Source organism: Parafrankia sp. BMG5.11, assembly GCF_004337455.1.
On sequence record NZ_SJXI01000051.1, the window covers coordinates 1 to 20,630 of the forward strand.

Annotated in this window: 18 protein-coding genes; 10 read left to right on the top strand and 8 right to left on the bottom strand. The window is 71.8% G+C overall.

The features are described 5' to 3' along the window. Positions 1-459 precede the first annotated feature (459 nt). The 5 genes from E0504_RS30410 to E0504_RS30430 form a co-directional block, all read right to left on the bottom strand. Complete coding sequence (locus E0504_RS30410; RefSeq protein ID WP_112109049.1) at positions 460-1,683, bottom strand: cytochrome P450; 1,224 nt, start codon at positions 1,681-1,683, stop codon at positions 460-462. Positions 1,684-1,761: 78 nt separating this feature from the next. Beyond that, positions 1,762-3,270 (bottom strand): aldehyde dehydrogenase family protein, encoded by a 1,509-nt coding sequence (locus E0504_RS30415; protein ID WP_112109050.1) that lies wholly within the window; start codon positions 3,268-3,270, stop codon positions 1,762-1,764. A 98-nt stretch (positions 3,271-3,368) separates the two neighbouring features. Then, positions 3,369-3,701 carry a DUF4286 family protein gene (locus E0504_RS30420; RefSeq protein ID WP_071067129.1) on the bottom strand — a complete coding sequence of 111 codons (333 nt, stop codon included), beginning with the start codon at positions 3,699-3,701 and terminating at the stop codon, positions 3,369-3,371. 126 nt (positions 3,702-3,827) lie between these two features. Then, positions 3,828-5,309, bottom strand: a complete 1,482-nt coding sequence (locus E0504_RS30425) for an aldehyde dehydrogenase (protein ID WP_112109051.1) — start codon at positions 5,307-5,309, stop codon at positions 3,828-3,830. Between the two features lie 414 nt (positions 5,310-5,723). Beyond that, positions 5,724-6,398 carry a TetR/AcrR family transcriptional regulator gene (locus tag E0504_RS30430; protein WP_112109052.1) on the bottom strand — a complete coding sequence of 225 codons (675 nt, stop codon included), beginning with the start codon at positions 6,396-6,398 and terminating at the stop codon, positions 5,724-5,726. A gap of 344 nt (positions 6,399-6,742) precedes the next feature. Here E0504_RS30430 and E0504_RS30435 point away from each other — a divergent pair, with 344 nt between their 5' ends. Further along, positions 6,743-8,446: an amidohydrolase family protein gene (locus E0504_RS30435; RefSeq protein ID WP_112109053.1), complete on the top strand. Its 1,704-nt coding sequence runs from the start codon at positions 6,743-6,745 to the stop codon at positions 8,444-8,446. Beyond that, the gene (locus tag E0504_RS30440) at positions 8,443-9,225 is read left to right on the top strand and encodes an SDR family NAD(P)-dependent oxidoreductase (protein ID WP_112109054.1); all 783 of its coding nucleotides are present in this window, start codon (positions 8,443-8,445) and stop codon (positions 9,223-9,225) included. The genes E0504_RS30435 and E0504_RS30440 overlap by 4 nt, the downstream gene beginning before the upstream one ends. A 46-nt stretch (positions 9,226-9,271) precedes the next feature. Here the strand turns inward: E0504_RS30440 and E0504_RS30445 are convergent, their stop codons facing one another. Further along, entirely contained in the window at positions 9,272-10,087 is an 816-nt protein-coding gene (locus tag E0504_RS30445; protein ID WP_112109055.1) for a FadR/GntR family transcriptional regulator, read from the bottom strand. 71 nt (positions 10,088-10,158) lie between these two features. Here E0504_RS30445 and E0504_RS30450 point away from each other — a divergent pair, with 71 nt between their 5' ends. The 7 genes from E0504_RS30450 to E0504_RS30480 all read left to right on the top strand — a co-directional run bounded on the left by E0504_RS30450 (position 10,159) and on the right by E0504_RS30480 (position 18,024). Continuing rightward, positions 10,159-11,307: an acyl-CoA dehydrogenase family protein gene (locus E0504_RS30450; protein WP_112109056.1), complete on the top strand. Its 1,149-nt coding sequence runs from the start codon at positions 10,159-10,161 to the stop codon at positions 11,305-11,307. Beyond that, positions 11,304-12,404, top strand: coding sequence for an acyl-CoA dehydrogenase family protein (locus E0504_RS30455; RefSeq protein WP_112109057.1), 1,101 nt, complete (start codon positions 11,304-11,306; stop codon positions 12,402-12,404). Before E0504_RS30450 ends, E0504_RS30455 begins: the two co-directional genes overlap by 4 nt. Further along, positions 12,401-13,606, top strand: a complete 1,206-nt coding sequence (locus E0504_RS30460; RefSeq protein WP_020464250.1) for an acyl-CoA dehydrogenase family protein — start codon at positions 12,401-12,403, stop codon at positions 13,604-13,606. Before E0504_RS30455 ends, E0504_RS30460 begins: the two co-directional genes overlap by 4 nt. Further along, positions 13,603-14,814: an acyl-CoA dehydrogenase family protein gene (locus E0504_RS30465; protein ID WP_131626282.1), complete on the top strand. Its 1,212-nt coding sequence runs from the start codon at positions 13,603-13,605 to the stop codon at positions 14,812-14,814. The genes E0504_RS30460 and E0504_RS30465 overlap by 4 nt, the downstream gene beginning before the upstream one ends. Positions 14,815-15,030: 216 nt before the next feature. Next, complete coding sequence (locus tag E0504_RS30470) at positions 15,031-16,236, top strand: amidohydrolase family protein (protein ID WP_112109059.1); 1,206 nt, start codon at positions 15,031-15,033, stop codon at positions 16,234-16,236. Positions 16,237-16,379: 143 nt separating this feature from the next. Continuing rightward, entirely contained in the window at positions 16,380-17,576 is a 1,197-nt protein-coding gene (locus tag E0504_RS30475) for an SRPBCC family protein (protein ID WP_131626293.1), read from the top strand. A 1-nt stretch (position 17,577) separates the two neighbouring features. Continuing rightward, positions 17,578-18,024, top strand: a complete 447-nt coding sequence (locus E0504_RS30480; protein WP_235014968.1) for a nuclear transport factor 2 family protein — start codon at positions 17,578-17,580, stop codon at positions 18,022-18,024. Between the two features lie 90 nt (positions 18,025-18,114). Here the strand turns inward: E0504_RS30480 and E0504_RS30485 are convergent, their stop codons facing one another. Both E0504_RS30485 and E0504_RS30490 read right to left on the bottom strand, forming a co-directional pair. Next, positions 18,115-18,306: a ferredoxin gene (locus E0504_RS30485; RefSeq protein ID WP_020464245.1), complete on the bottom strand. Its 192-nt coding sequence runs from the start codon at positions 18,304-18,306 to the stop codon at positions 18,115-18,117. A 106-nt stretch (positions 18,307-18,412) separates the two neighbouring features. After that, positions 18,413-19,228 carry an SDR family NAD(P)-dependent oxidoreductase gene (locus tag E0504_RS30490; protein WP_112109109.1) on the bottom strand — a complete coding sequence of 272 codons (816 nt, stop codon included), beginning with the start codon at positions 19,226-19,228 and terminating at the stop codon, positions 18,413-18,415. Between the two features lie 236 nt (positions 19,229-19,464). Here E0504_RS30490 and E0504_RS30495 point away from each other — a divergent pair, with 236 nt between their 5' ends. After that, complete coding sequence (locus tag E0504_RS30495) at positions 19,465-20,541, top strand: Zn-dependent alcohol dehydrogenase (RefSeq protein WP_112109060.1); 1,077 nt, start codon at positions 19,465-19,467, stop codon at positions 20,539-20,541. Positions 20,542-20,630 lie beyond the last annotated feature (89 nt).

Here is a 20,630-nt window from a genome sequence, read left to right on the forward strand (position 1 = left end):
CTGGCACGGCGGGAGGGGGTGGTGATGAACCATCAGGCAACACCGCCTCGGGGCGGAAAATACCCCACGACACACAGCCACCATTCCGACCCCCACCACACCCAAACCCAGGCCCCGGAATTCCAGCATCGAGTGCGGTGCGCTCTTGAGTGCTCGCTGTGGATCTTGGCGGCGTGTACCGCGTGTGGTCTGTTTCTGATCTTCGCGGTGTGGTGGGGCGGTCTGGCGGGGCTGTGCCGGGGTGGTCCGGACATGGCGCGCTCGCGCCGGTATCCCTGCTCGACCCAACCAGGCGGCCAACTGGGCGGGCCCGGCGGGTGAACCCGAGCGACTCGCAGAGCCGGATCGCACTGGTGTTCGTGGCGATGGTGTGCGGACAGGCCCCGGCAGCGAACCCGTCCGGGAGACCGTGCGGAGCGCGCGTCCCTGATCAACCGGCCGGCGGCTCCGGTGCCCGGGTCAGCCGACCGGCGCGGAACGGGGGCCGGGGGTGAAGGTGATGGGGACGTGCAGGGGCGCCCGGGTGAGGGTCGAGTGGAAGTGGATGTCGGCATCCTCGCGGAGGCGGATGTCGTGCATCCGCCGAAGCAGCTCCTCGAGGGCGATCCGCATGTTCAGCCGGGCGACGTTCGAGCCGAGGCAGCGGTGCGGCCCGGCGCCGAACGCGAGATGGCGGTTCGGCGAGCGGTCGATGTCGAAGGTCTTCGGGTTCGGGAACTCGGCGTCGTCGTGGTTGGCGGAGGCCCAGTAGATGAGGACCCGGTCGCCCTTGCTGATCTGCTTGCCGTCGAGCTCGATGTCCCGGGTGGCGGTCCGGGCGATCGCGATGAACGGCCCGTCGAGCCGCAGCAGCTCCTCCACCCCGGCGGGAATCCGCTCAGGATGCGAGCGCAGGTAGGCGGGGATCTCCGGCTGCCGGCTGAAACGCAGCAGCATCAGACCGAGCGCCCCGGCCGTCGTCTCGAGCCCACCCAGGATGAGGAGCTGGACGATGCCGACGATCTCCTTCTGGGTCAGCGGGCGGCCCTCGAACTCCGCCTTGAGGAGGGCGTCGACGACGTCACCGCGGGGCGGGCGCTGCCGCCGCTGCTCGACGAAACCGTTGATCCACTCGGAGAGACCGGCCCAGCACTCCTTACCGATCGGGTCGTTCGGAATGGAGGCCTTGGAGGCGAGGAAGGAGACCTTGTCGAGGTCCTCGGTGGGGGCGTCCAACGCGAACTTGAAGAACGACAGGCTCGGGAACGGGCGGGCGAAGTCGTCCATGAACTCGCACTCGCCGCGCTCGATGAACTCGTCGATGAGGTCGGTGACGAGCGCGCGTGCCGGGGCCTCCCAGCCCGCGATCGCTTTCGGCGTGAAGTGCGAGTTCACCAGCTTCTTGTAGACGCGCTGCTCCGGCGGGTCGACCTCCACCGGGATGTTGCGGACGTGCGTCGTGCTCGGCGGGATCGCCAGCCCGTAGGCGGAGCTGAACGACTCCCAGTCCTGGGCGACGTTGAGGACGTCCCCGTACTTCGTCACCACCCAGAAGCCGCCGTGCTGCCCGGTGTGCGTGACCGGGCATAAGGTCCGCATCCGGTCCATCGTCTCGGGAAAGACGGCCGCCAGGTCATGCGAGAGGTGGTCGAAGTCCTTCAGGCACCATTCGTCGGGCATCGGGGCGGCGGCAGGCGTGGGCATCTGGTCCTCACTTTCTCCGAGACGTTCACGGGTAGTTGTGTTCGTTTCCGCCAGGGCGCCCGCACCCGGCCGCCCGGATCAGGCTGTGTCGATCCAGACCGACTTGACGTTGAGGTACTCGTCGAGCGCCTGGTGCCCCATCTCCCGGCCCCAGCCGCTGGCCTTGTATCCACCGAAGGGAACGGCCGGGTCCATGAGGTTGAAGTTGTTCACCCACACCGTTCCGGCCCGCAGGTCGCGCGCCATCCGGTGGGCCTTGCCGATGTCCCGTGTCCACACCCCGCCGGCCAGGCCGAACTCGGTGTCGTTGGAGCGGGCCGTCACCTCTTCGATCGAGTCGAAGGGCAGCACGCAGGCGACCGGGCCGAAGATCTCCTCTCGCACCACCCGCATCTCGTCGTGCACGTCGGTGAGGACGGTCGGCGCGACGAAGTAGCCCCGGGCCAGGTCGTCGGTCTCGATGCGGGCACCGCCGGCGGCGGCCCGCGCGCCCTCCTCCCTGGAGAGGTCGAGGTAGCCGACGACGCGCTCGAGCTGCTCGGCCGAGACCAGCGGCCCGATCCTGGTCTTCGGGTCGAGGCTGTTGCCGACCTGCAGGTTCGCGGCGAACGTGGCGATCCGCTCGACGAACTCGTCGTGGATCGACCGCTCTACGAAGATGCGGGTTCCCGCGCAGCAGATCTGGCCGGAGTTCGTGAACACTGCCATCGCCGCGCCGGGCACGGCCCGATCCAGGTCCGCGTCGGCGAAGACCACATCGGGCGACTTGCCGCCCAGCTCCAGGGAGACCCGCTTCAGGTTGCCGGCCGCCGCCCGCACGATGTGCTGCCCGGTCGTCGTGGACCCGGTGAAGGCCACCTTGTCGACGTCCGGATGCGCAGACAGGGCCGCGCCGGCCGTCTCCCCGGGGCCGGTCACGATGTTCACCACGCCGGGCGGGATCCCGACCTCGGTGAGCAGCTCACCGAGCCGCAGCGCGGCGAGGCTGGCCTCCTCGGCGGGCTTGAGCACCATCGTGCATCCCGCCGCCAGCACGGGCGCGATCTTCCAGATGGCGTTGCTGACCGGCCGGTTCCAGGGCACGATCGCGGCTACCACCCCGATCGGCTCCTTGAGCGTGTAGCTGAGGACCTGGCGCGGGATCGAGTTGGGGATGGTCTCCCCGTGGATCTTGGTAACCCAGCCGGCGAAGTAGCGCAGGACGCCGGCCTCCCAGGACGAGCCCGGCTTCGTCCCGGGGCGGCGGCGCCCGATCGGCGCGCCCATGTCGAGCGCCTCGAGCAGCTTCAGCTCCTCCTGGTGGGCCGTGACCGCGTCCGCGAACGCCCAGATCAGGTCCTGCCGCTCACTGGGGAGCATGCGCCGCCACGGGCCCTCGAAGGCCGCGCGCGCCGCGGCGACGGCCCGGTTGACGTCCTCGGTGCCGCCCTCGGCCAGTTCGGTCAGCGTCTCGCCGGTGGACGGGTTGATGCTGGGAAAGGTCCGGCCGGAGGCCGCCTCGCTCCATTCTCCGCCGATCAGCAACCGCCGTGGCCCGCCGCCGAGGAACGGGAGCGCCACCGCGTCGGGGGGCGTGAGTGTCGACACCGGTTCTCCTCTTTGTGGCGGGTCAGTGGCGGGGTTGGTTCGGTGGCCTCGGGTAGGTGCCCGGCCCTGGTGCCCGGCACCAGGGCCGTCCCGCCGTGCTAGTCGATGAGCTCGTAGAAGGTCCGGATCGGCGGCGGGTCGGTCTGCAGCGAGCTGCTGCGCCGGACGCGGCCGGCGTTCGACGAGGCGCGCAGGTCCTGCAGCGGCGTGGCGAGGTCGTCAGCCTCGATCTCGTAAATGGTTATGTACTCGAGCGTCCCCGGATCGGCCGTCACGTCGGCGGTGTCGCGAACCCGGTAACGGCGCGCGCCCACAAAACCGGGGATCTTGAGGATGTCGGGCACGTGCTCCTCGGAATACCACTTGTTGTACTCGTCCTCGCGCTCGGCGGAGACGGGACGGGTCTGCACGACCAGAATGCCCTTCGGCACGCGATCCTCCCGGTGTCGTTGGCGGCTGCCCGGGACGGTTCTCCGCGGCGGAAGGCGTCGGTATCCCGGACGAGGTGGATGCTAAGCCGCGCTGTCCCCGTCAGGAGACGTTTCCCGCACCCGGTGTCACGGGGTCGGCTGGGACGCCGTCACGAGCGCGGCGGGAAGCCCGATGCTGCGGGTCTCCAGGAAGCCGGCCAGGCCCTCGGGGCCGAGCTCACGGCCGAGACCGGACTGCTTGAACCCACCGAAGGGCACCAGCGGGAACGGCGGATAGGCGCCGTTGACGGCCACGCTGCCGGTGCGGATGCGCCGGGCGACCTCCACGCCGCGTGCCGGGTCGGCCGACCACACACCGCCGGACAGCCCGTACTGGGAGTCGTTCGCGATGCGGACGGCGTCGTCGAGGTCGTCGTAGGGGAGGAAGCAGAGGACCGGCCCGAAGATCTCCTCCCGGGCGATCCGCATGTTGTTGTCGACGTCGCCGATGATGGTCGGGGCGACGTACCAGCCCCGCGGCAGGTGCTCCGGGCGGACGCCGCCGGCGACCACGCGGGCGCCGTCGCGCACCGCGCCCTCGATGTAGCCCTCGACCCGCGTCCGCTGCCGCTCGGCGACCAGGGGGCCGACGAAGACGGAGGGGTCGTGCGGGTCGCCGACCGAGACGCCCGCGGCGGCCGCGGCGGCGATCTCGAGCACCTTCTCGTAGCGCGACCGCGGCACCAGGACGCGGGTGTGCGCACCGCAGACCTGGCCGGAGAGGTGCATGCCGCCGCGCACGACAGTCGGGACGACGGTGTCGAAGTCGGCGTCGTCGACCAGGATCGAGGCCGACTTGCCGCCCAGCTCGAGGGAGACCCGCCGGACGGCCTCGCCGCACAGACTCATGATCCGCTGGCCGGCAGCCGTCGACCCGGTGAACGCGACCTTGGCGACGTCCGGGTGGGTGACCAGGTACTCGCCGACCTCGCGGCCGCCGGGGACGACGTTGACCACGCCGGGCGGCACACCCGCCTCGTCCATCGCGTCGGCGAGGATGAAGTTGCTCAGCGGGGCCTCGGGCGCCGGCTTGAGGACGACCGTGCAGCCGGCGGCCAGCGCCGGAGCGGCCTTCCACGCGGCCAGCGTGACCGGCGCGTTCCAGGGAACGATCGCGGCGACCACGCCGACCGGTTCCTGCGTCACCAGGGCGCCGCGGTCACCGGCCAGCACGGTCCGCTCGAACTCGTAGCTGCGGGCCAGCTCGCTGTAGTACTCGAAGACGGGGGCGACCAGGCCGGTCTGGGCGGCCTTGGCCTGGCTGGTCGCGCAGCCCATCTCGTCGGTGGTGACCTGGGCGATCTCGGTTTCGTGCTTGCGCAGGGCCTCGGCGGCCCGGGCGAGGATGTCGGCTCGCTCGGCCGCGGACATCCGTGGCCAGGGGCCGTTCTCGAAGGCGTCGCGCGCGGCGCGGACCGCCCTGTCCATGTCCTCGCGGGTGGCTTCGGGTAACGCGCCCACGATCTCTTCGGTCGAGGGCGACACCACGTTCAGAGTCCCGGAGCCGGCCGGCGCGGCCCAGGTGCCGTTGATATAGAACGCATCCCTGTACATCAGCCGGTCACGCACAGTGCCTCCCTGGGGGTGACTCTCGGCGGAGCCTAACACCATGAGCGAGTGCTCGCTAGCTTGAATTGATCTTCGTTGGTGTGGTCCGCACTGGTCGTCGACCTTATCAACCATGTGAGTGCTTACTTGCTACCAACGTGCCAGATCGTCGGGCCAGGTGCTGGCCAGAGCGATTCGACGAGCCGGGGTGGCCGTGCCCTCACAGGTATTCCGGGCTGGCGCGGCCGGCCGGCATCCGACCGTCCGCCGGCGCTCGGGGGGCCGGCGCTCGGGGGCCGGCGAGTGAAGCGAGTTGGCTCAGCCATCCTCTTGATCGCACACACACAGCTCACTTCGGCGCTGACACCGCAGCGGGCGCAGGCGTCAGCTGGGAGGTGGGGCGACCGGCAGGGTGGGGCGACCGGCCGGGTGGGGTCAGCGCCGGCGGCGGGAGGGCTCGATGACGGGGAAGAAGCCCTTGATCGTGCTCTCGCTGATCAGGGCGACCGCCCGATCGCGGTTGAACAGGTCGTTGTGGCGGCTCTCCATGGCCAGGACGAGGGCGATGCCCATCACCGCGCGGGCGGAGAGGTCGGGCGACTCGAACTCGAATCCGTAGCGGTCCTCGACGTCGCGCCAGGCATCGGCGAGCCGGTCCATCGCGACCGCGAAGTGCTTGCGGTAGAACCGCCGGCCGACCTTCGGATCGCCGAAGAGCACCAGGCCCAGCAGCGGGAGGACTTCCTCCAGGGTGGAGATGAGCTGGCGGTAGAGGCCGTTCATCGTCTGCAGCTGCCGCTCGGGGGTCAGCGGCTCCTCGAGATCGACGACCTCGGTCGCGGCGACGAGCTCGTCCACGGCCTCGCGCAGCGGCTCGACCACGGCCTCGTAGAAGAGCTGGTCCTTGCTCTCGAAATGGCGGTAGATCACGCCTTCGCTGATTCCGCCACGCTCGGCGATCGCCTTGATGGTCGTGCCGTTCATGTCGCCCGTCTCGATGAAGGCCTGGCGGGCGGCCTTGAGGATCGAGCGCTTGCGGGCCTCGGCGGTGAGCCGCCGAGGCCGTTGTGACCCGGTGGCGTCGGGGGAGTGGGCTACCTGCTCGGCCATGGTTCCTCCCGGCACGCCTAGTACCACAGCTAGTGAATGAACGTACACTACTTCAGCTGGGGGAATCACCGGCTCCGAGAAACGCCGCACCCTCGCGATTTCGGTGTCATGTGCGTCACTGTCGTCCGTGACATTGTTGTCCGTGTCACCGCCTGGCGGGCGCAGCTCGGCGATCGTAGATCATGCGGGCTGCGGGTCGTAGGCGGCGGGTGCCCGGCTCCGGCGATCCACGAGCGGCGTCCGTGCCGCTTGACGGGACACGGCCAGCCTCCCTAGCATTTTTGATGAATGAGGGCTTACTCATCAGTCGACCGCCCGTCCGGCGGACCGGAGGAACGGATGCCATGCACGACATCGTGATCTATGGCGGCGAGGTGGTCGACGGGACGGGTTCGCCGCCCCGTCGCGCGGACGTGGCGATCGACGGGGAGCGGATCACCGCGGTCGGTGAGGTGAGCGAACCCGGCCGCCGCCGGATCGACGCCCGCGGGCGCCTGGTGACCCCGGGATTCGTCGACATCCACACCCACCTCGACGCGCAGCTCTTCTGGGACCCGGTGGCCAGCCCGTCCTCGTGGCACGGCGTGACCAGCATCGTCCTGGGCAACTGCGGCGTCACGTTCGCGCCCGTGCGGCCCGGCGAGCAGCGCTACCTCGCCGAGATGATGGAGTCCGTCGAGGACATCCCGGCCGACACGATCATGGACGGGATCGACTGGAGCTGGGAGAGCTACGGCGACTACCTGAAGGCGCTCGGCCGCCGGCAGCTCGGCGTCAACGTCGGCGGCATGATCGGCCACTGCGCGCTGCGCTACTACGTCATGGGCCCACGTGGCCTGGACGAGGCCCCCGCCACCGACGAGGACATCGCGAAGATGGCGGCGGTCGTCGGCGAGGCGATCGACGGCGGCGCCCTCGGCTTCTCGACGTCCCGCAGCTTCATGCACACCGTGCCGGACGGCCGCGCCGTCCCGGGCACCTACGCCCTGCAGGCGGAGCTCGCCGCGATCGCCGGGGCCCTCGCCTCGCGCGGGCGCGGCACGATCGAGGTCGTCCCCCGCATCGGCGAGCGGGACGGACCGGAGCGGCAGAACTCCGTCGCCGAGCTGGCCTGGATGGAGGAGGTGAGCCGCGCCTCGGGGCGCCCGCTCACCTTCGCGATCATGCAGAGCGACCGCCGGCCCGGCCTGTGGTCCTGGGTGATGGACGAGGTGGCCGCCGCCCGCGGCCGCGGCGCCGACCTGCGTCCGCAGACCGCGGCCCGGGGCAGCGGCATCCTCTACGGGCTCGTCGGCCGCACGCCGTACGACGCGCTGCCGGGCTGGGCGAAGTTCATGGAGCAGCCGTGGGCGGAGCGGCTGGCGGCGCTCCGCGACGCCGAGGTGCGCCGCGCGCTGGTCGAGGAGGCGGAGAACCCGGTCGAGCTGTCGGGCCCGCTGGCGCCGAAGGACCCGTCGAAGCTGTACCTGCTCCCGCCCGGCCCGGCGCGGTACGACGTCGACCCGGGTAACAGCCTGGCGGCCGAGGCGGCTCGCCGCGGGGTCAGCCCGGCGGCGGCGTTCCTCGCCTGCACCCTGGAGACCGACGGCCGCGGGCTGCTCTACTACCCGGTGCTCAACCAGGACCTCGACGCCGTCGCCGCGATGATCACCAACCCGGACGTCGTCGTCGGGGTCGGGGACGCCGGCGCGCACGTGGCCCTCACCATGGACGCGGGCCAGCCCACCTTCCTGCTGCGGCACTGGGTGCGCGACAAGGGCCTGCTGGACGTCGGCACGGCGGTGCGCAAGCTGAGCGCCGAGGGGGCCGAGCTGTTCGGCCTCGCCGACCGGGGCGTCCTCACGCCCGGCGCCTTCGCCGACGTCAACGTGATCGATCTGGATCGCCTCGACCTGGACACCCCCGAAATGCTCGCGGACTTCCCGCACGGCGCGAACCGGTTCGTCCAGCGGGCGCGGGGCTACGACTACACCCTCGTCAACGGCCGTGTCCTGATCGAGGGCGATGAGTTGACCGAGGAGCGTCCGGGACGGATCGTGACCGCATGACAGCGGTTCCCGATCAGTTCGGGTTGTTCGACTTGTTCGCCCTCAAGGACCGGGTCGCGGTGGTGACCGGGGCGTCGTCCGGCCTCGGTGCGGGCATCGCGCGGGCGCTGGCCGCCGCCGGTGCCCGGGTGGCCGTGGTGGCGCGCCGCCGCGACCGGCTCCTCGCGCTCGCGGAGGAGCTGGGCGGCCTGGCCGTCGGCGCCGACCTGCTCGACCCGGAGCAGGTCGACGCCGTGGTGCCGCAGGTCGCCGCCGAGCTCGGCGGGCCGGAGATCCTGGTGAACGCCGCCGGTGCCCGCCTCACCGAGGAACGCGCCGAGAGCGAGCCGCTCGACGCCATCAACCGGACCCTGGCGCTGAACCTGGTGGCTCCGCTCCGGCTCAGCCAGGCGGTGTTCCCGCACATGAAGGCGGCCGGGCGGGGCGCGGTGGTCAACATCTCGTCGATCAGCGGCATCGTCGGTGTCCCCGGCATCCCGCAGGCGTCGTACGCGGCCAGCAAGGCGGGGCTGTCCGGGCTCACCTCCGAGCTGGCCGTCCAGTGGGCGCGGCACGAGATCCGGGTCAACACCATCGCCCCGGGCTTCTTCCGCAGCGAGATCACCGACAGCCTCTACGACACCGAGAGTGGCCAGAACTGGCTGCGGCGGAACACCCCACTGCCCGGCGACGGCCGGGTGGAGGACTTCCTAGGCGCGGTCCTGTGGCTGGTCAGCGACGCGGGCCGGTACGTGACCGGCCAGACCATCGCGGTGGACGGCGGCTGGACGGCCCGCTGACCGCCCACGCTCGACGTGCTGGCCCGGGCGCGCCGTACCGCCCGGGCTAGACGCGCCAGATGGGGTTCGGGACGGCGTACGTCTGCCGGGACCTCGCGTCGGTGACGGTGACCACGCTGTCGTCGAACCGGTCGAGGAGGTAGGCCTGTGAGGCGGTGAGGTGGGCGCGGGTGATGCGCTCGGCCGCCGGCGCGCGGCCGGCCGTGATCTCGGTGAGGATCCGCCGGTGCGTGCGGACGACCTGCTCGGCCTCGACTTCGGCGGGGTACGCGCCCCTGCTGGCGGCCGACTCCGCCCAGGCCTGTTCCTGGGCGGACCACAGCGCCACCAGGCTGCTCACGATGTGGCGGATCGTGGCGTTCGGGGTGAGCGCGACGACGAGTTCGTGGAACTCGCGGGCGGCGTGCGTGAACGCGCTGCCGGTGCCCACGAACCCGGCCGTGGCCTCGACGTTCGCCCGCAGCACGGGGACGATCCGCTCGTGCCGGTCCGGCGCCGCCGCGCACTGTGCGGCGCACAGCGGCTCGAAGGTCTGCAGCCCGGTGGCCAGGTCGCCCAGCGTGACCCGGCCGGCCTGCAGCGCGAGCCCGAGATGGTAGGCGGCGGACGCCTCGTCGGGGCGGTGCACCTCGGCGCCGCCGACCTTGCCGCGCCGCACGGTGACCAGGCCCTCGGTCTCCAGGATCCGGATGGCCTCCCGCACGGACGGATAGCTCACCCCGAACTCCTGGACGAGCTGGTCCTGGGTCGGGAGCTGGTATCCGTCCGTCCCGTCGCCGGCGAGGATGCGCGCACGCAGGGCCGCGGCGACGGTCTCGGCGATCCGAACCTGCGAGACGCGCCCGCGGCGGCTGATCGACACCCCGCGAGCATACCGCTCGTTATCCTTATAAGTATTGAAGGTTGACGCGATTCGGACTACTTTTCCGGTCCATGGAGTACGAGATGGGCGAGGGCGTGGCGACCCTGCGCCGGGAGCTTCGTCAGCTGGTCCGTGAGCACGTGCCACCCGACTTCCTCGGTGCCTTCACCGCCGACCCCGCTGACCTCGAGGTCGCCCAGGCGTTCTGCCGGACCCTCGCGGAGCGCGGCCTGCTGTGCATGGCCTGGCCCCGTGAGTTCGGCGGGCGCGAGTCGTCGCCGTGGGAGCAGATGGCCGTCCGCGAGGAGATGTGGGCCCTGCACGAGCCGCGCGGCGCGCAGTACATGGGCGTCAACTGGGTCGGCCCGACGATCATGCGGCACGGCACGGCCGAGCAGCAGGCCCGCCACCTGCCTCCGATCTCCCGCGGCGAGGTCATCTGGTGCCAGGGCTTCAGCGAGCCCGAGGCGGGCTCCGACCTCGCCTCCCTGCGCACCACCGCCCGCCGCGACGGCGACGGCTGGCGGGTCACCGGCCAGAAGGTCTGGACCTCCTACGCCACGATGGCGCAGTGGTGCTTCCTGCTGGCCCGGACGTCCAAGGGCGCCCGCCGGCAGCAGGGCCTCACGGTCTTCCTGGTGCCGATGTCCGACCCCGCGATCGAGGTCCGTCCCATCGCCAGCATGATCGGTCCACATCACCTCAACGAGGTGTTCTTCGACGAGCTGCGGGTGACCGAGGCGGACGTCCTCGGCACCGTGGACGAGGGCTGGTCGCTCGTCCAGGAGGTGCTGGCCTTCGAACGGGTGGGTATCGCCCGCTACGCCCGGGTCGAGCGGCTGCTGCACGAGGCTCCCACCGCCCTCGGTGACCAGTGGGAGAAGCTCCCCGAGGAGCTGCGCGGCCGCTGGGCCCGGATGCTCGTGCACGCCCGCCGGGCCCGGCTGCTCGCCTACCGCGTCGTGGCACTGCAGGCCAGCGGCCGGATCAGGCCCGACGACTCGGCCGCCTACCGGATCGCGGTGACCCGGCTGGACCAGGAGAGCGCGGAGGTGCTCATGGACATCGTCGCCGAGGCGTCCCTGCCCGACGAGGCGGGCCGCCGGTTCCGCCGCGCGGTCGCCGACCACCGGCGCTACTCGGTGTCGGCCACCGTGGCCTCGGGCAGCGTGGAGATGCAGCGGATCCTGATGGCGCGCGCCCTGCTGGCGGCGTCATGACCGCCGTCCTGGGCGCGGCCACGAGCACGGACATGAACACCGAGCTGAGCGACGAGGCCGCCGAGTACGGCCGGACGGCCCTGCGCGCCTTCGAGGCGGCCGGCGGCGACGAGCTCGTCCAGGCCGCCGAGCGGGAGCCGGAGAAGCGGGCCGGCCTGATCGAGCCGCTGCTGGACGAGATCGGCGCCTGGGAGCTCGACCCGCGCGCCGGCGGCGACGAACTGGAGGCCGCGGCCGCGCTGTGCCGGGCCGCCGGCTGGTGGGTGCTGCCCTACCCGCTGGCCGAGCGGCTGTGCCGGCCGGCGGACGGCTCCACGGCCGGCCTGGTCCTCGCCGCCGGGACCGGAGCCGGCGTCGGCACCGGCCCGACCCCGGCGGCCGCGGTCGCCGGGCTCGGCCAGCGCTGGTCGACGGTCACCCTGGACGGTCGCCGCGGCGTGGCCACCGCCCGCCCGCCGGCGGAGGGGCCCCGCTACGGCGCGTTCGTCGCCGAGCTCGACCCCGAGCCGGTCGCGACGTCCACCGGGACCGGGACCGGCACGGAGGATGGCACCGCCGACGGCCGCGCGGACGCCGCGCTCGCGCTGGTGCTGCCGTGCTGGACGCTGCTCGGCATGCTCGACCGGGCGCTCGACCTGACCCGGGCGCACGTCCTCGCCCGCCAGCAGTTCGGCCAGCCGCTGGCCCGGTTCCAGGGCGTGCAGTTCCAGCTGACCGACGCCGAGGTCGAGCGGGTCGGGGTCGAGGAGCTGGCCAAGTTCGCGCTGTGGAGCGTCCAGGCCGGCCACGGTGACGCCGTCGAGGACGCGCTCGCGCTGCGGCACGCCGCCCTGGAGGCGGCCGACCTGGTGTTCCGGGTGACCCATCAGCTGCACGGCGCGATGGGCTTCTGCGACGAGACCACGCTGTCCTGGATCTCCCGCTACAGCCAGCCCGTGCGCCGCCATCCGCTCAGCCTGTCGGCCACCCGCGACCACCTGACCCGCCGGATCGGCCGGGCGGGCCTGTCCGGCCCGTTCGCCGGGCCCGCGGGAGCCGCCGCCCGTGCCGGCGCGGGTTCCGCCGCGGGTTTCGGTGAGGAGGGGCAGCCGCGATGAACACGTCCACCGAGGACCTGGCGGAGTTCCGCGCCGAGGTCCGCCGCTGGTGCCGGGAGCACGTGCCGGCCGACTGGCGGCGCGCGCAGACGGTCGCCGGCGACGCCGAGTTCGTGGCCTTCCAGCAGGCCTGGTTCCAGGAGCTGCGTACGGGCGGCTACGCCGTCCCGCACTGGCCCGCCGAGTGGGGCGGCGGCATGCCGGCCGCCCAGCAGGTGGTGCTGTACCAGGAGCTCGCGGCCCACGACGCGCCGCGACTGGTGCTCGGCTTCGTCTCCATCCACCATGCCGCCTCGACGCTGCTCGCCGCGGGCACCGACGAGCAGCGGGCGCGGCACCTGCCCGCGATCCTCGACGGCGAGATCTGGGTGCAGGGCTTCTCCGAGCCCGAGGCCGGATCCGACCTGGCCGGCCTGCGCACCACCGCGCGTCGCGAGGGTGACGGCTTCGTCGTCGACGGGCAGAAGCTGTGGGCCAGCGGCGCCGCGCACGCCGACTGGTGCCTGCTGCTGGCCCGCACCGATCCCGCCGCGCCCAAACGGCGCGGGATCTCCTACTTCCTGATGGACATGCGCTCACCCGGGCTGGACGTCCGTCCGGTGCGCAACGCGGCCGGCGAGTCGCACTTCTGCGAGATCTTCCTCAACGGGGTGGTGATCCCGGCCGAGAACCTGGTCGGCCCGGTGAACCAGGGCTGGCAGGTGGCCCAGGCGACGCTCAGCGCCGAGCGGGGGATGACGATGCTCGAACTGGCCGAACGGCTGGGCAACGCCGGGTTCCGCTGGCTGGTCGAGGCGTGCCGGGGGCCGGCACCCGGCGGGGGGCGGCTCGTCGACGATCCCCGGGTGCAGGACCGCCTCGCCGAGCTGGAGACCGAGATCGCCGGCCTGCGGGCGCTGTGTCTGGGGCTGGTCGAGCGGCACGAGGCCGGCACCGCCGGCCCGGCGGACGCCTCGGTCGTCAAGCTCTACTACAGCGAGCTGCTCCAGCGGACGATGGACTTCGCGGTCGAGGTCGCCGGGCTGCCGGCGCACACCGAGCTGCGCAAGCCGGCGTCCAGCGGCTGGGAGTCGGGGGCCTGGGTGCTGGACTTCATCGGTTCCTGGGAGTGGACGATCCCCGGCGGCACGAGCGAGATCCAGCGCACGATCATCGGTGAGCGCGGGCTCGGCCTGCCCCGTGAGCCGGTGGTGCCGGCATGAGCGCCGGTCCGGGCACCGCGGGCCCGGCGGGCGCCGTGGGCGCCGTGGGCGCGAGCACGCCGCAGGATGTGGACGACCTGCGCGAGCTGCACCGCGAGCTGCGTGACGTGGCGCGCGACATGCTCCGCAAGACCACCGGCCGCACCGGCGACGACGAGGCGCCCGTCCCGGTCGACTGGTCGCTGCTGGCCGGCTCGGGCTGGCTGGGGCTGGAGGTGCCCGAGGAGCTCGACGGCGCCGGCGCGACCTTCGCCGAGGTCGCGGTCGTGCTGCACGAGATCGGCCGGGCCGCCGCCAGCAGCGGCTACCTCGGCTCGGCCGTGCTCGGGGTCGGCGCGCTGCGCCTGCTCGAGCCCGGCGCCGGCCGGGACGAACTGCTGGCCGCGGTGGCCGCCGGCGAGCAGCGCCTCGCCGTCGCGCTGCCGGCCGGTGACGACGTCACCATCCCGTTCCACGTCCGCCCGGCGACGCCCGGCGACGCGCCCGGTGCCGGCGGGGGGGCGCGGGTCGACGGCACCGCCGGCTTCGTGCTCGACGCGGCCGAGGCCGACCAGCTGCTCCTGGTGGCCCTCGACCCGACGGGCGTGCCCGTGGTGGTGCGGGTCCGCCCGGACGACCCCGGGGTCACCGTCACCGGGCAGCCGGTCGTCGACGAGACCCGCAGCCTGGGCACCGTCACCGTGGACGGCGCGGTGGTCGACGCCGGGTCGGTGTGGCAGTTCGGAACGGACCCGCAGGAGTCCGTCCGTCGCCTGCTGGACCGCGCGGCGCTGGCCGTGGCCTGCGACTGCCTCGGCCTGGCCGAGGCGATGCTCGAGGCCACCGTCGACTACGCCGGCACCCGGCGGCAGTTCGGACGTCCGATCGGGTCGTTCCAGGCGGTGAAGCACGCCTGCGCCGACATGTTCGTGCGGATCTCGGTGGGCCGGGAGCTGCTGGCGGCGGGGGTGGCCGCGGTGGCGTCCGACGACCCGCAGGCCGGGGTGGCCGTGTCGCGGGCGAAGTCCTACGTCTGTGTCGCGGCCGTCGACGTCGCCGGCCGGGCCATGCAGCTTCACGGCGGCATCGGGTACACCTGGGAGGGCGGCGTCCACGTCTACCTCAAGCGGGCGCTGCTGGGCCGGGCGCTGTTCGGCGCGCCCGCCGCGCACCGTGCCCGTCTCGCCGCGCGGTTCGCCGAGCCGGCGGACGACCCGCTCACCGAGTAGACCGCCCACCGAGTAGGCGGACTGGCGGGCCTGGCGGCCCGGCCGGCGGGCTGGTCCCCGCGCCGGCCGGGCTCGCCGCCGGGCCCGCCCGCGGCGTTGGCGCAGGTAGCGGACCGTTCGTCGACCAGCCCGGCGGCTTCACTGGTGCTCCGGCTGCGCGCTGAGCTACCATATACGTGAGCGTTCGCTTTCTTGCGCCGAAGTCAGGGAGGACTTGTGTCGTTCAGCTGGTTCATTTCGGTCGACGACCACCTCATCGAGCCGGCGCGGCTGTGGCAGGAGCGCCTGCCACAGCGCTGGCGCGACACCGGGCCCCGCATCGTGCGGGACGGTAAGTCGGAGTTCTGGGTCTACGAGGACCGCCAGATCGTCACCACCGGCCTGAACGCCGTGGCGGGCAAGACCCGCGAGGAGTTCTCGCCGGAGCCGATCTCGTACGAGGACATGCGCCCCGGCTGCTACGAGCCCGCGGCCCGGGTGGCCGACATGAACCAGGGCAACGTGCTGTCGTCGATCCTGTTCCCGTCGTTCCCGCGGTACTGCGGCCAGGTCTTCCACGAGGCCAAGGACAAGGAGCTCGGGCTGCTCTGCGTCCAGGCGTGGAACGACTTCATCCTGGAGGAGTTCGGCGCGGCCTACCCCGGCCGCTTCATCCCCATGATGATCATTCCGCTGTGGGACCCGGTGGCCGCGGCGGCCGAGATCCGGCGGACGGCGGCCCGCGGCGGCCGCTCGATCGCCTTCTCGGAGAACCCGACCAAGCTCGGTCTCCCGTCGATCCACACCGACTTCTGGGAGCCGATGTTCGAGGCCTGCGACGAGACCGGCTACGTGATCTCGATGCACGTCGGGTCGTCGTCCAACCTGATCCGCACCTCGCCGGACATGCCGACGCTGGCCTTCATGGCCTACTCGGCGGCGGCGAACCAGGCCGGCACGTTGCTGGACTGGCTTTTCAGTGGCATTTTCGACCGGTTCCCGAACCTCAAGATCGCTCTTTCCGAGGGCTCGATCGGCTGGATTCCGTACTTCCTGGAGCGGGCTGAGCAGGTCATCGACAAGCAGCGGTTCTGGGCGTCGCGGTTCGATATCGACATGAACGCCTCCCACGAGCGCGGCGAGGCCAAGGGCGAGGCGAAGTTCAACCTCGACACCAACATTCGCCAGCTCTTCGCCGACCACGTTTTCGGCACCTTCATCGAGGACCAGGCCGGCGTCCGCCTGCTCGACATCATCGGTGAGGACAATGTGATGCTCGAGTGCGACTACCCGCACTCGGACTCCACCTGGCCGGACACCGTGAAGCTGGCCGGCGGCTGGCTCGGGCACCTTTCCGACGAGGTCCAGCACAAGATCACGATCGGGAACGCGGCCCGCGTCTACAACTTCACGCCTGCTGACCCGGCGACCATCACGCTGTGAGCTCGGTCGGCGTCTCCCGGACGGGAGTCGCCGGCTGGCCGGTACCGGCTGGCGGCACCGGCTGGAATCATCACGACCGCGGCCTCGTTCCGGTCACGGGATTCAGCACCCGCGGAGAATCTTTCAGAACGATGGGAGTGACCGTGGACAGAGAGGCTTTTGACCACGAGCTGGTGCGCCGGCTGATCGAGCACGTCGAGAACCGGACCACCGACCAGGCCGAGTCGGTCCTCGAGGTGTCCACGGACATCTACTCGGCCGAGCACTACCGCGAGGAGGCCGAGGCGCTCTTCCTCGACCAGCCGCTCGTGCTGGGCCTTTCGGGCGCTCTCGTCGGGCCGGACTCCTACCGGACGGTCGACATCCTCGGGACGCCGATCCTGCTGACCAGGGACGCCAGGGGCCAGGTCCGGGCACTGACGAACGTCTGCCGCCACCGCGGCGTGCGGCTCGTCGACGGCGCGGGCAAGGCCGCGCGGTTCAGCTGTCCGTTCCACTCCTGGAGCTACGACAACGAGGGCAGGCTGGTCGGGGTGCCCTCGTCGGAGTACTTCGAGGGGATGTGCCTGGAGGACAAGGGCCTTGTGGAGCTCCCGGTCGCCGAGGGCTACGGGCTCATCGTCGGGCGGCTGCGCCCCGGCCAGCCGCTCGACATCGACGACTACCTCGGCCCGGAGCTCGCGGGCGAGCTCGAGATGCTGGACTTCGCCGACTGGGAGCAGCACAGCGAGCCGCACCCGCACGAGGTCGCCGCGAACTGGAAGGTCACCCTCGACACCTTCCGGGAGAACTACCACTTCAACTATCTGCACCGGAAGACGCTGCGCACCTACGCCTACGGAGGGGTGCTGACCTTCGACCCGCTCGGGCGGCACCTGCGCAACGCCTCGGCGCTGCGTTCCATCGACGCGCTGCGGGACACCCCGGAGAGCGAGTGGGGCGACGTCACACAGCACTTCAGCCCGCAGTACTCGCTGTTCCCCAACACCTGCCTGACTTTCGACAGCCGGCACGTCGAGCTGTGGCAGATCCTGCCCGTCGACAGCAGCACGTCGCGGGTCCTGCACTCGGTCTACCTGCGTCCCGGGCTGTCCCCCGAGGAGCGGGCCAAGGCCGTCGACATGGCGCCGTGGATCTGCGAGACGGTGGTGGACGGCGAGGACTTCTGGGTCGCCGGCCGCACGGAGCCCGGCATCCGGGCCGGGATCGTCGACACGGTGGTGTTCGGGCGTAACGAGCCGGCTCCGCAGCACCTGCACCACGGTTTCACCGAGACGATCCAGGCGTACCGGGAGCGCAGGGCCGCGCAGGCCGGCGAGTCCGCCCCGGCTGGGAAGTGACGTGGGCGCCGAGGACAAGGCGATTGAGGAGAAGGCGACCGAGTCGGAGTTCGCCCCCAGGGACTCCGCCGCGCTCGTCGAGGAGCTGGCGCGGCGGTTCCTCTCCGCGGACATGGACGGCGCGTTCGCGCTGTTCGACCCGGAGATCCGGATGCAGCAGCCGGCGTCCCTGCCGCACGGCGGCTGGTACGAGGGCCACGCCGGCGCGCAGCGGATGGGCGCCGAGTTCGGCAGGTACTGGAGCCGCGTCATCAGCCCACCCAGGATCGTCGGGTGCGGTGAGCTGGTCGTCCAGCAGACCACCCAGACCTGGACGGCGAAGTCCACCGGCCGTTCGGCGACGGTGGACGTGGTCGAGCTGTTCACGGTGACGGGCGGACTGGTCCGCGAGATCCGTGTCTTCCAGCAGGACACCCATCTGCTGATGGGGACGCTCGACGCCAGCTGAGGCGGACACCGGCCGGGACCGCGGTCCGCGCAGACCCGAAGAAGCCCGCCGGCACATCACGTGCCGGCGGGCATCTCCGGTCTGGCGACCTCAGTCGCTGACGGTGATCGCACGCTCCGGGCAGTTGCGGGCGGCGTCCGCCGCCTGCTCGGCCAGCTCCGCCGGGACCTCCGGCAGGATGACCGTCCCGTGGCCCTGCTCGTCCAGCTCGAAGACGCTGGGGCTGATGTCCCAGCAGCGAGCGTGCCCCTCGCACCGGTCCGGGTCGACCTCGATACGCACGGGTCCTCCTTCACTCGTGGCCCGGCGGCAGCCCTGCCGCCGGGCCGGTCGGAAAGCGTGGTGGTCTCTGATCAGTGGTGTTCTCTGATCAGGTTGTGGTCGCTGGTCAGAACGTGGCGGACAGGGCCCACGGCCCGTCCGGGAACGGCCTGCCAAGGTATTCCATGCTGTAGGTGATCCGCCCGGTCAGCTCCGCGGGGTTCCCGCTGCACAGCAGCAGGGCCGCGTCGGCCATGGCCTCGTCCGGTTCCACCGGGGCGTTGTCCGGAGTGTGCGGCGAGACGGCGGCGACACCGGGCGTCATGACCAGCCCGGACGTCCCGAGCGCGTTCACCGCCACCCCGGTGCCCTCGAGCTCCGCGGCCAGGCCGGTGGTCAGGCGGTCCAGCGCGGCCTTGCACATGCCGTAGGGGACGCACCCGTCGCTGGCCCACTCCGGGTAGGGCGGGCCGATCGGGTGCCGGGCCTGCTTGGACGTGATGTTCACGATCCAGCCCTGCCCGCGGCTGACCATCCCGGGAACCACGAGCTGGCAGAGCCGGAACGGGGTGTGGACCATCATCTGGAACATCAGCCCGTAACGGCGCGGCGGGATGTCGAGCGCAGGTCCGTAGAAATTGACTCCGGCGTTGTTGACCAGAATGTCCGCCGGGCCGACGGCTGCCTCCGCACGTTCGATGATCGTCTCGACATCGTCGGGCGCGGTGAGATCGGCGGGAATGGCGACGGCGTGACCGCCGCCGGCCTTGATGTTCTCGATCACTTCGGTGATCGAGCCTGGCAGCCGGGAAGTACCGGCGTCGACCGTGCGCGCGACCAGAGCGACCGCCGCTCCTTCCGCGGCCAGGCGCGCGGCAATGCGCGACCCGATACCGCGACTGGCGCCGGTGACGATTGCTACGCGGCCATCCAACGATCCCACGAAAACCTCACGATCGACGTCGTCGCGCCGGGCCCGGCACGCCATGGGACGGATCCGTAGGGCGCCATGCTAACAGGGTGCTCACATACTTACCTGCCTCGTGCGGGGCTGATCGCAATGCAGAACAGAGCTGCTGGTGGACCTCTTGTGGAGTGAGCGGTTACTGAAATACCCTCGGCGTTGCGCGCGGCCCCCTCACGGTCCCTGGGCCGGCGGTGCTGATGGGAGGATCGCCAGTGCGGGTCGCTGTCGCGTACGAGGCCGAGAAGCCGCTGGTCGTCGAGGATCTCGACCAGCCCGCCGTGGGCCCGCGGGATGTGCTCGTGCGCATCGCCGCGAGCGGTATCTGCCACACCGACCTCCACGTCATCAACGGGCACTCGCCCCTGCCGCTTCCGATCGTTCCCGGTCACGAGGCGTGCGGTGTGGTCGAGGAGGTGGGCTCCGAGGTCCGCCGGGTGAAGGTGGGCCAGCGGGTGCTCGCCGCCGTGTCGCCGGCCTGCGGCACCTGCTGGTGGTGCGTCAACGGCATGTCCAACCACTGCGAGCTCGGCGGGCCGGTCAAGGCGGCGCCGCGGTTCAAGCTGGCCGACGGCCGCACGGCGGCCGCCGTGTGCGGCTGCGGCACGTTCGCCGAGGCGATGGTGGTCGACGAGGCCTCGGTCGTGCCGACCAACACCGACCTGGCCGACGAGGAGCTGGCGCTGCTCGGCTGCGGGGTGACCACCGGGCTCGGCGCGGCGCTCATCACCGCCGGCGTGACCCCCGGCTCGTCCGTCGCGGTGATCGGCTGTGGCGGGGTCGGGCAGTCGGTGATCCAGGGCGCGCGCATCTCCGGCGCGGCCACCATCATCGGCATCGACCTCGTGCCCGCCCGCCGTGAGGCCAGCCTGCGAGTCGGCGCGACCCACGTGGTCGACCCGGCGGAGGCCGACCCGGTCGAGCAGGTGCGCGCGCTGACCGAGGGGCGCGGGGTGGACTTCAGCTTCGAGGTCGTCGGTCTGCCCAACCTGATGGTGCAGGCCTTCGACATGGCACGTAAGCAGGGGGCGGTCACGCTGGTCGGCATGCCGTCCACGAGCGCGACCCTGACCCTGCCGGCCATCTCTGCGATCTTCTCCGGCAAGCGTCTCGCCGGGTCCGTGGTGGGCGGCGCCCAGATCCTGCGCGACATGCCGAGGTTCATCCGGCTGGCCGAGACCGGCCGGCTCGACCTCGGCGGCATGGTGTCCAACCGGATCCGGCTGGACGACATCAACGAGGGCATCGCGCTGCTCGACCGTGCCGAGGGCACCCGGACCGTGATCATTTAGCGGCGGTCGTCTGAAGGTGGCGCAGAGGGGCGACCGCGGGTGACCCTCGGAACGGGGTTCGCCGCCGGGGTCGGCGGACTCACCGCCGA

What these genes read in the sequence shown, in the direction of transcription:
- E0504_RS30410 (WP_112109049.1), bottom strand. Translation starts at nt 1,683, where the DNA reads ATGCCCACGCCTGCCGCCGCCCCGATGCCCGACGAATGGTGCCTGAAG.
- E0504_RS30430 (WP_112109052.1), bottom strand. Translation starts at nt 6,398, where the DNA reads ATGGCCGAGCAGGTAGCCCACTCCCCCGACGCCACCGGGTCACAACGG.
- E0504_RS30435 (WP_112109053.1), top strand. Translation starts at nt 6,743, where the DNA reads ATGCACGACATCGTGATCTATGGCGGCGAGGTGGTCGACGGGACGGGT.
- E0504_RS30440 (WP_112109054.1), top strand. Translation starts at nt 8,443, where the DNA reads ATGACAGCGGTTCCCGATCAGTTCGGGTTGTTCGACTTGTTCGCCCTC.
- E0504_RS30450 (WP_112109056.1), top strand. Translation starts at nt 10,159, where the DNA reads ATGGAGTACGAGATGGGCGAGGGCGTGGCGACCCTGCGCCGGGAGCTT.
- E0504_RS30455 (WP_112109057.1), top strand. Translation starts at nt 11,304, where the DNA reads ATGACCGCCGTCCTGGGCGCGGCCACGAGCACGGACATGAACACCGAG.
- E0504_RS30460 (WP_020464250.1), top strand. Translation starts at nt 12,401, where the DNA reads ATGAACACGTCCACCGAGGACCTGGCGGAGTTCCGCGCCGAGGTCCGC.
- E0504_RS30465 (WP_131626282.1), top strand. Translation starts at nt 13,603, where the DNA reads ATGAGCGCCGGTCCGGGCACCGCGGGCCCGGCGGGCGCCGTGGGCGCC.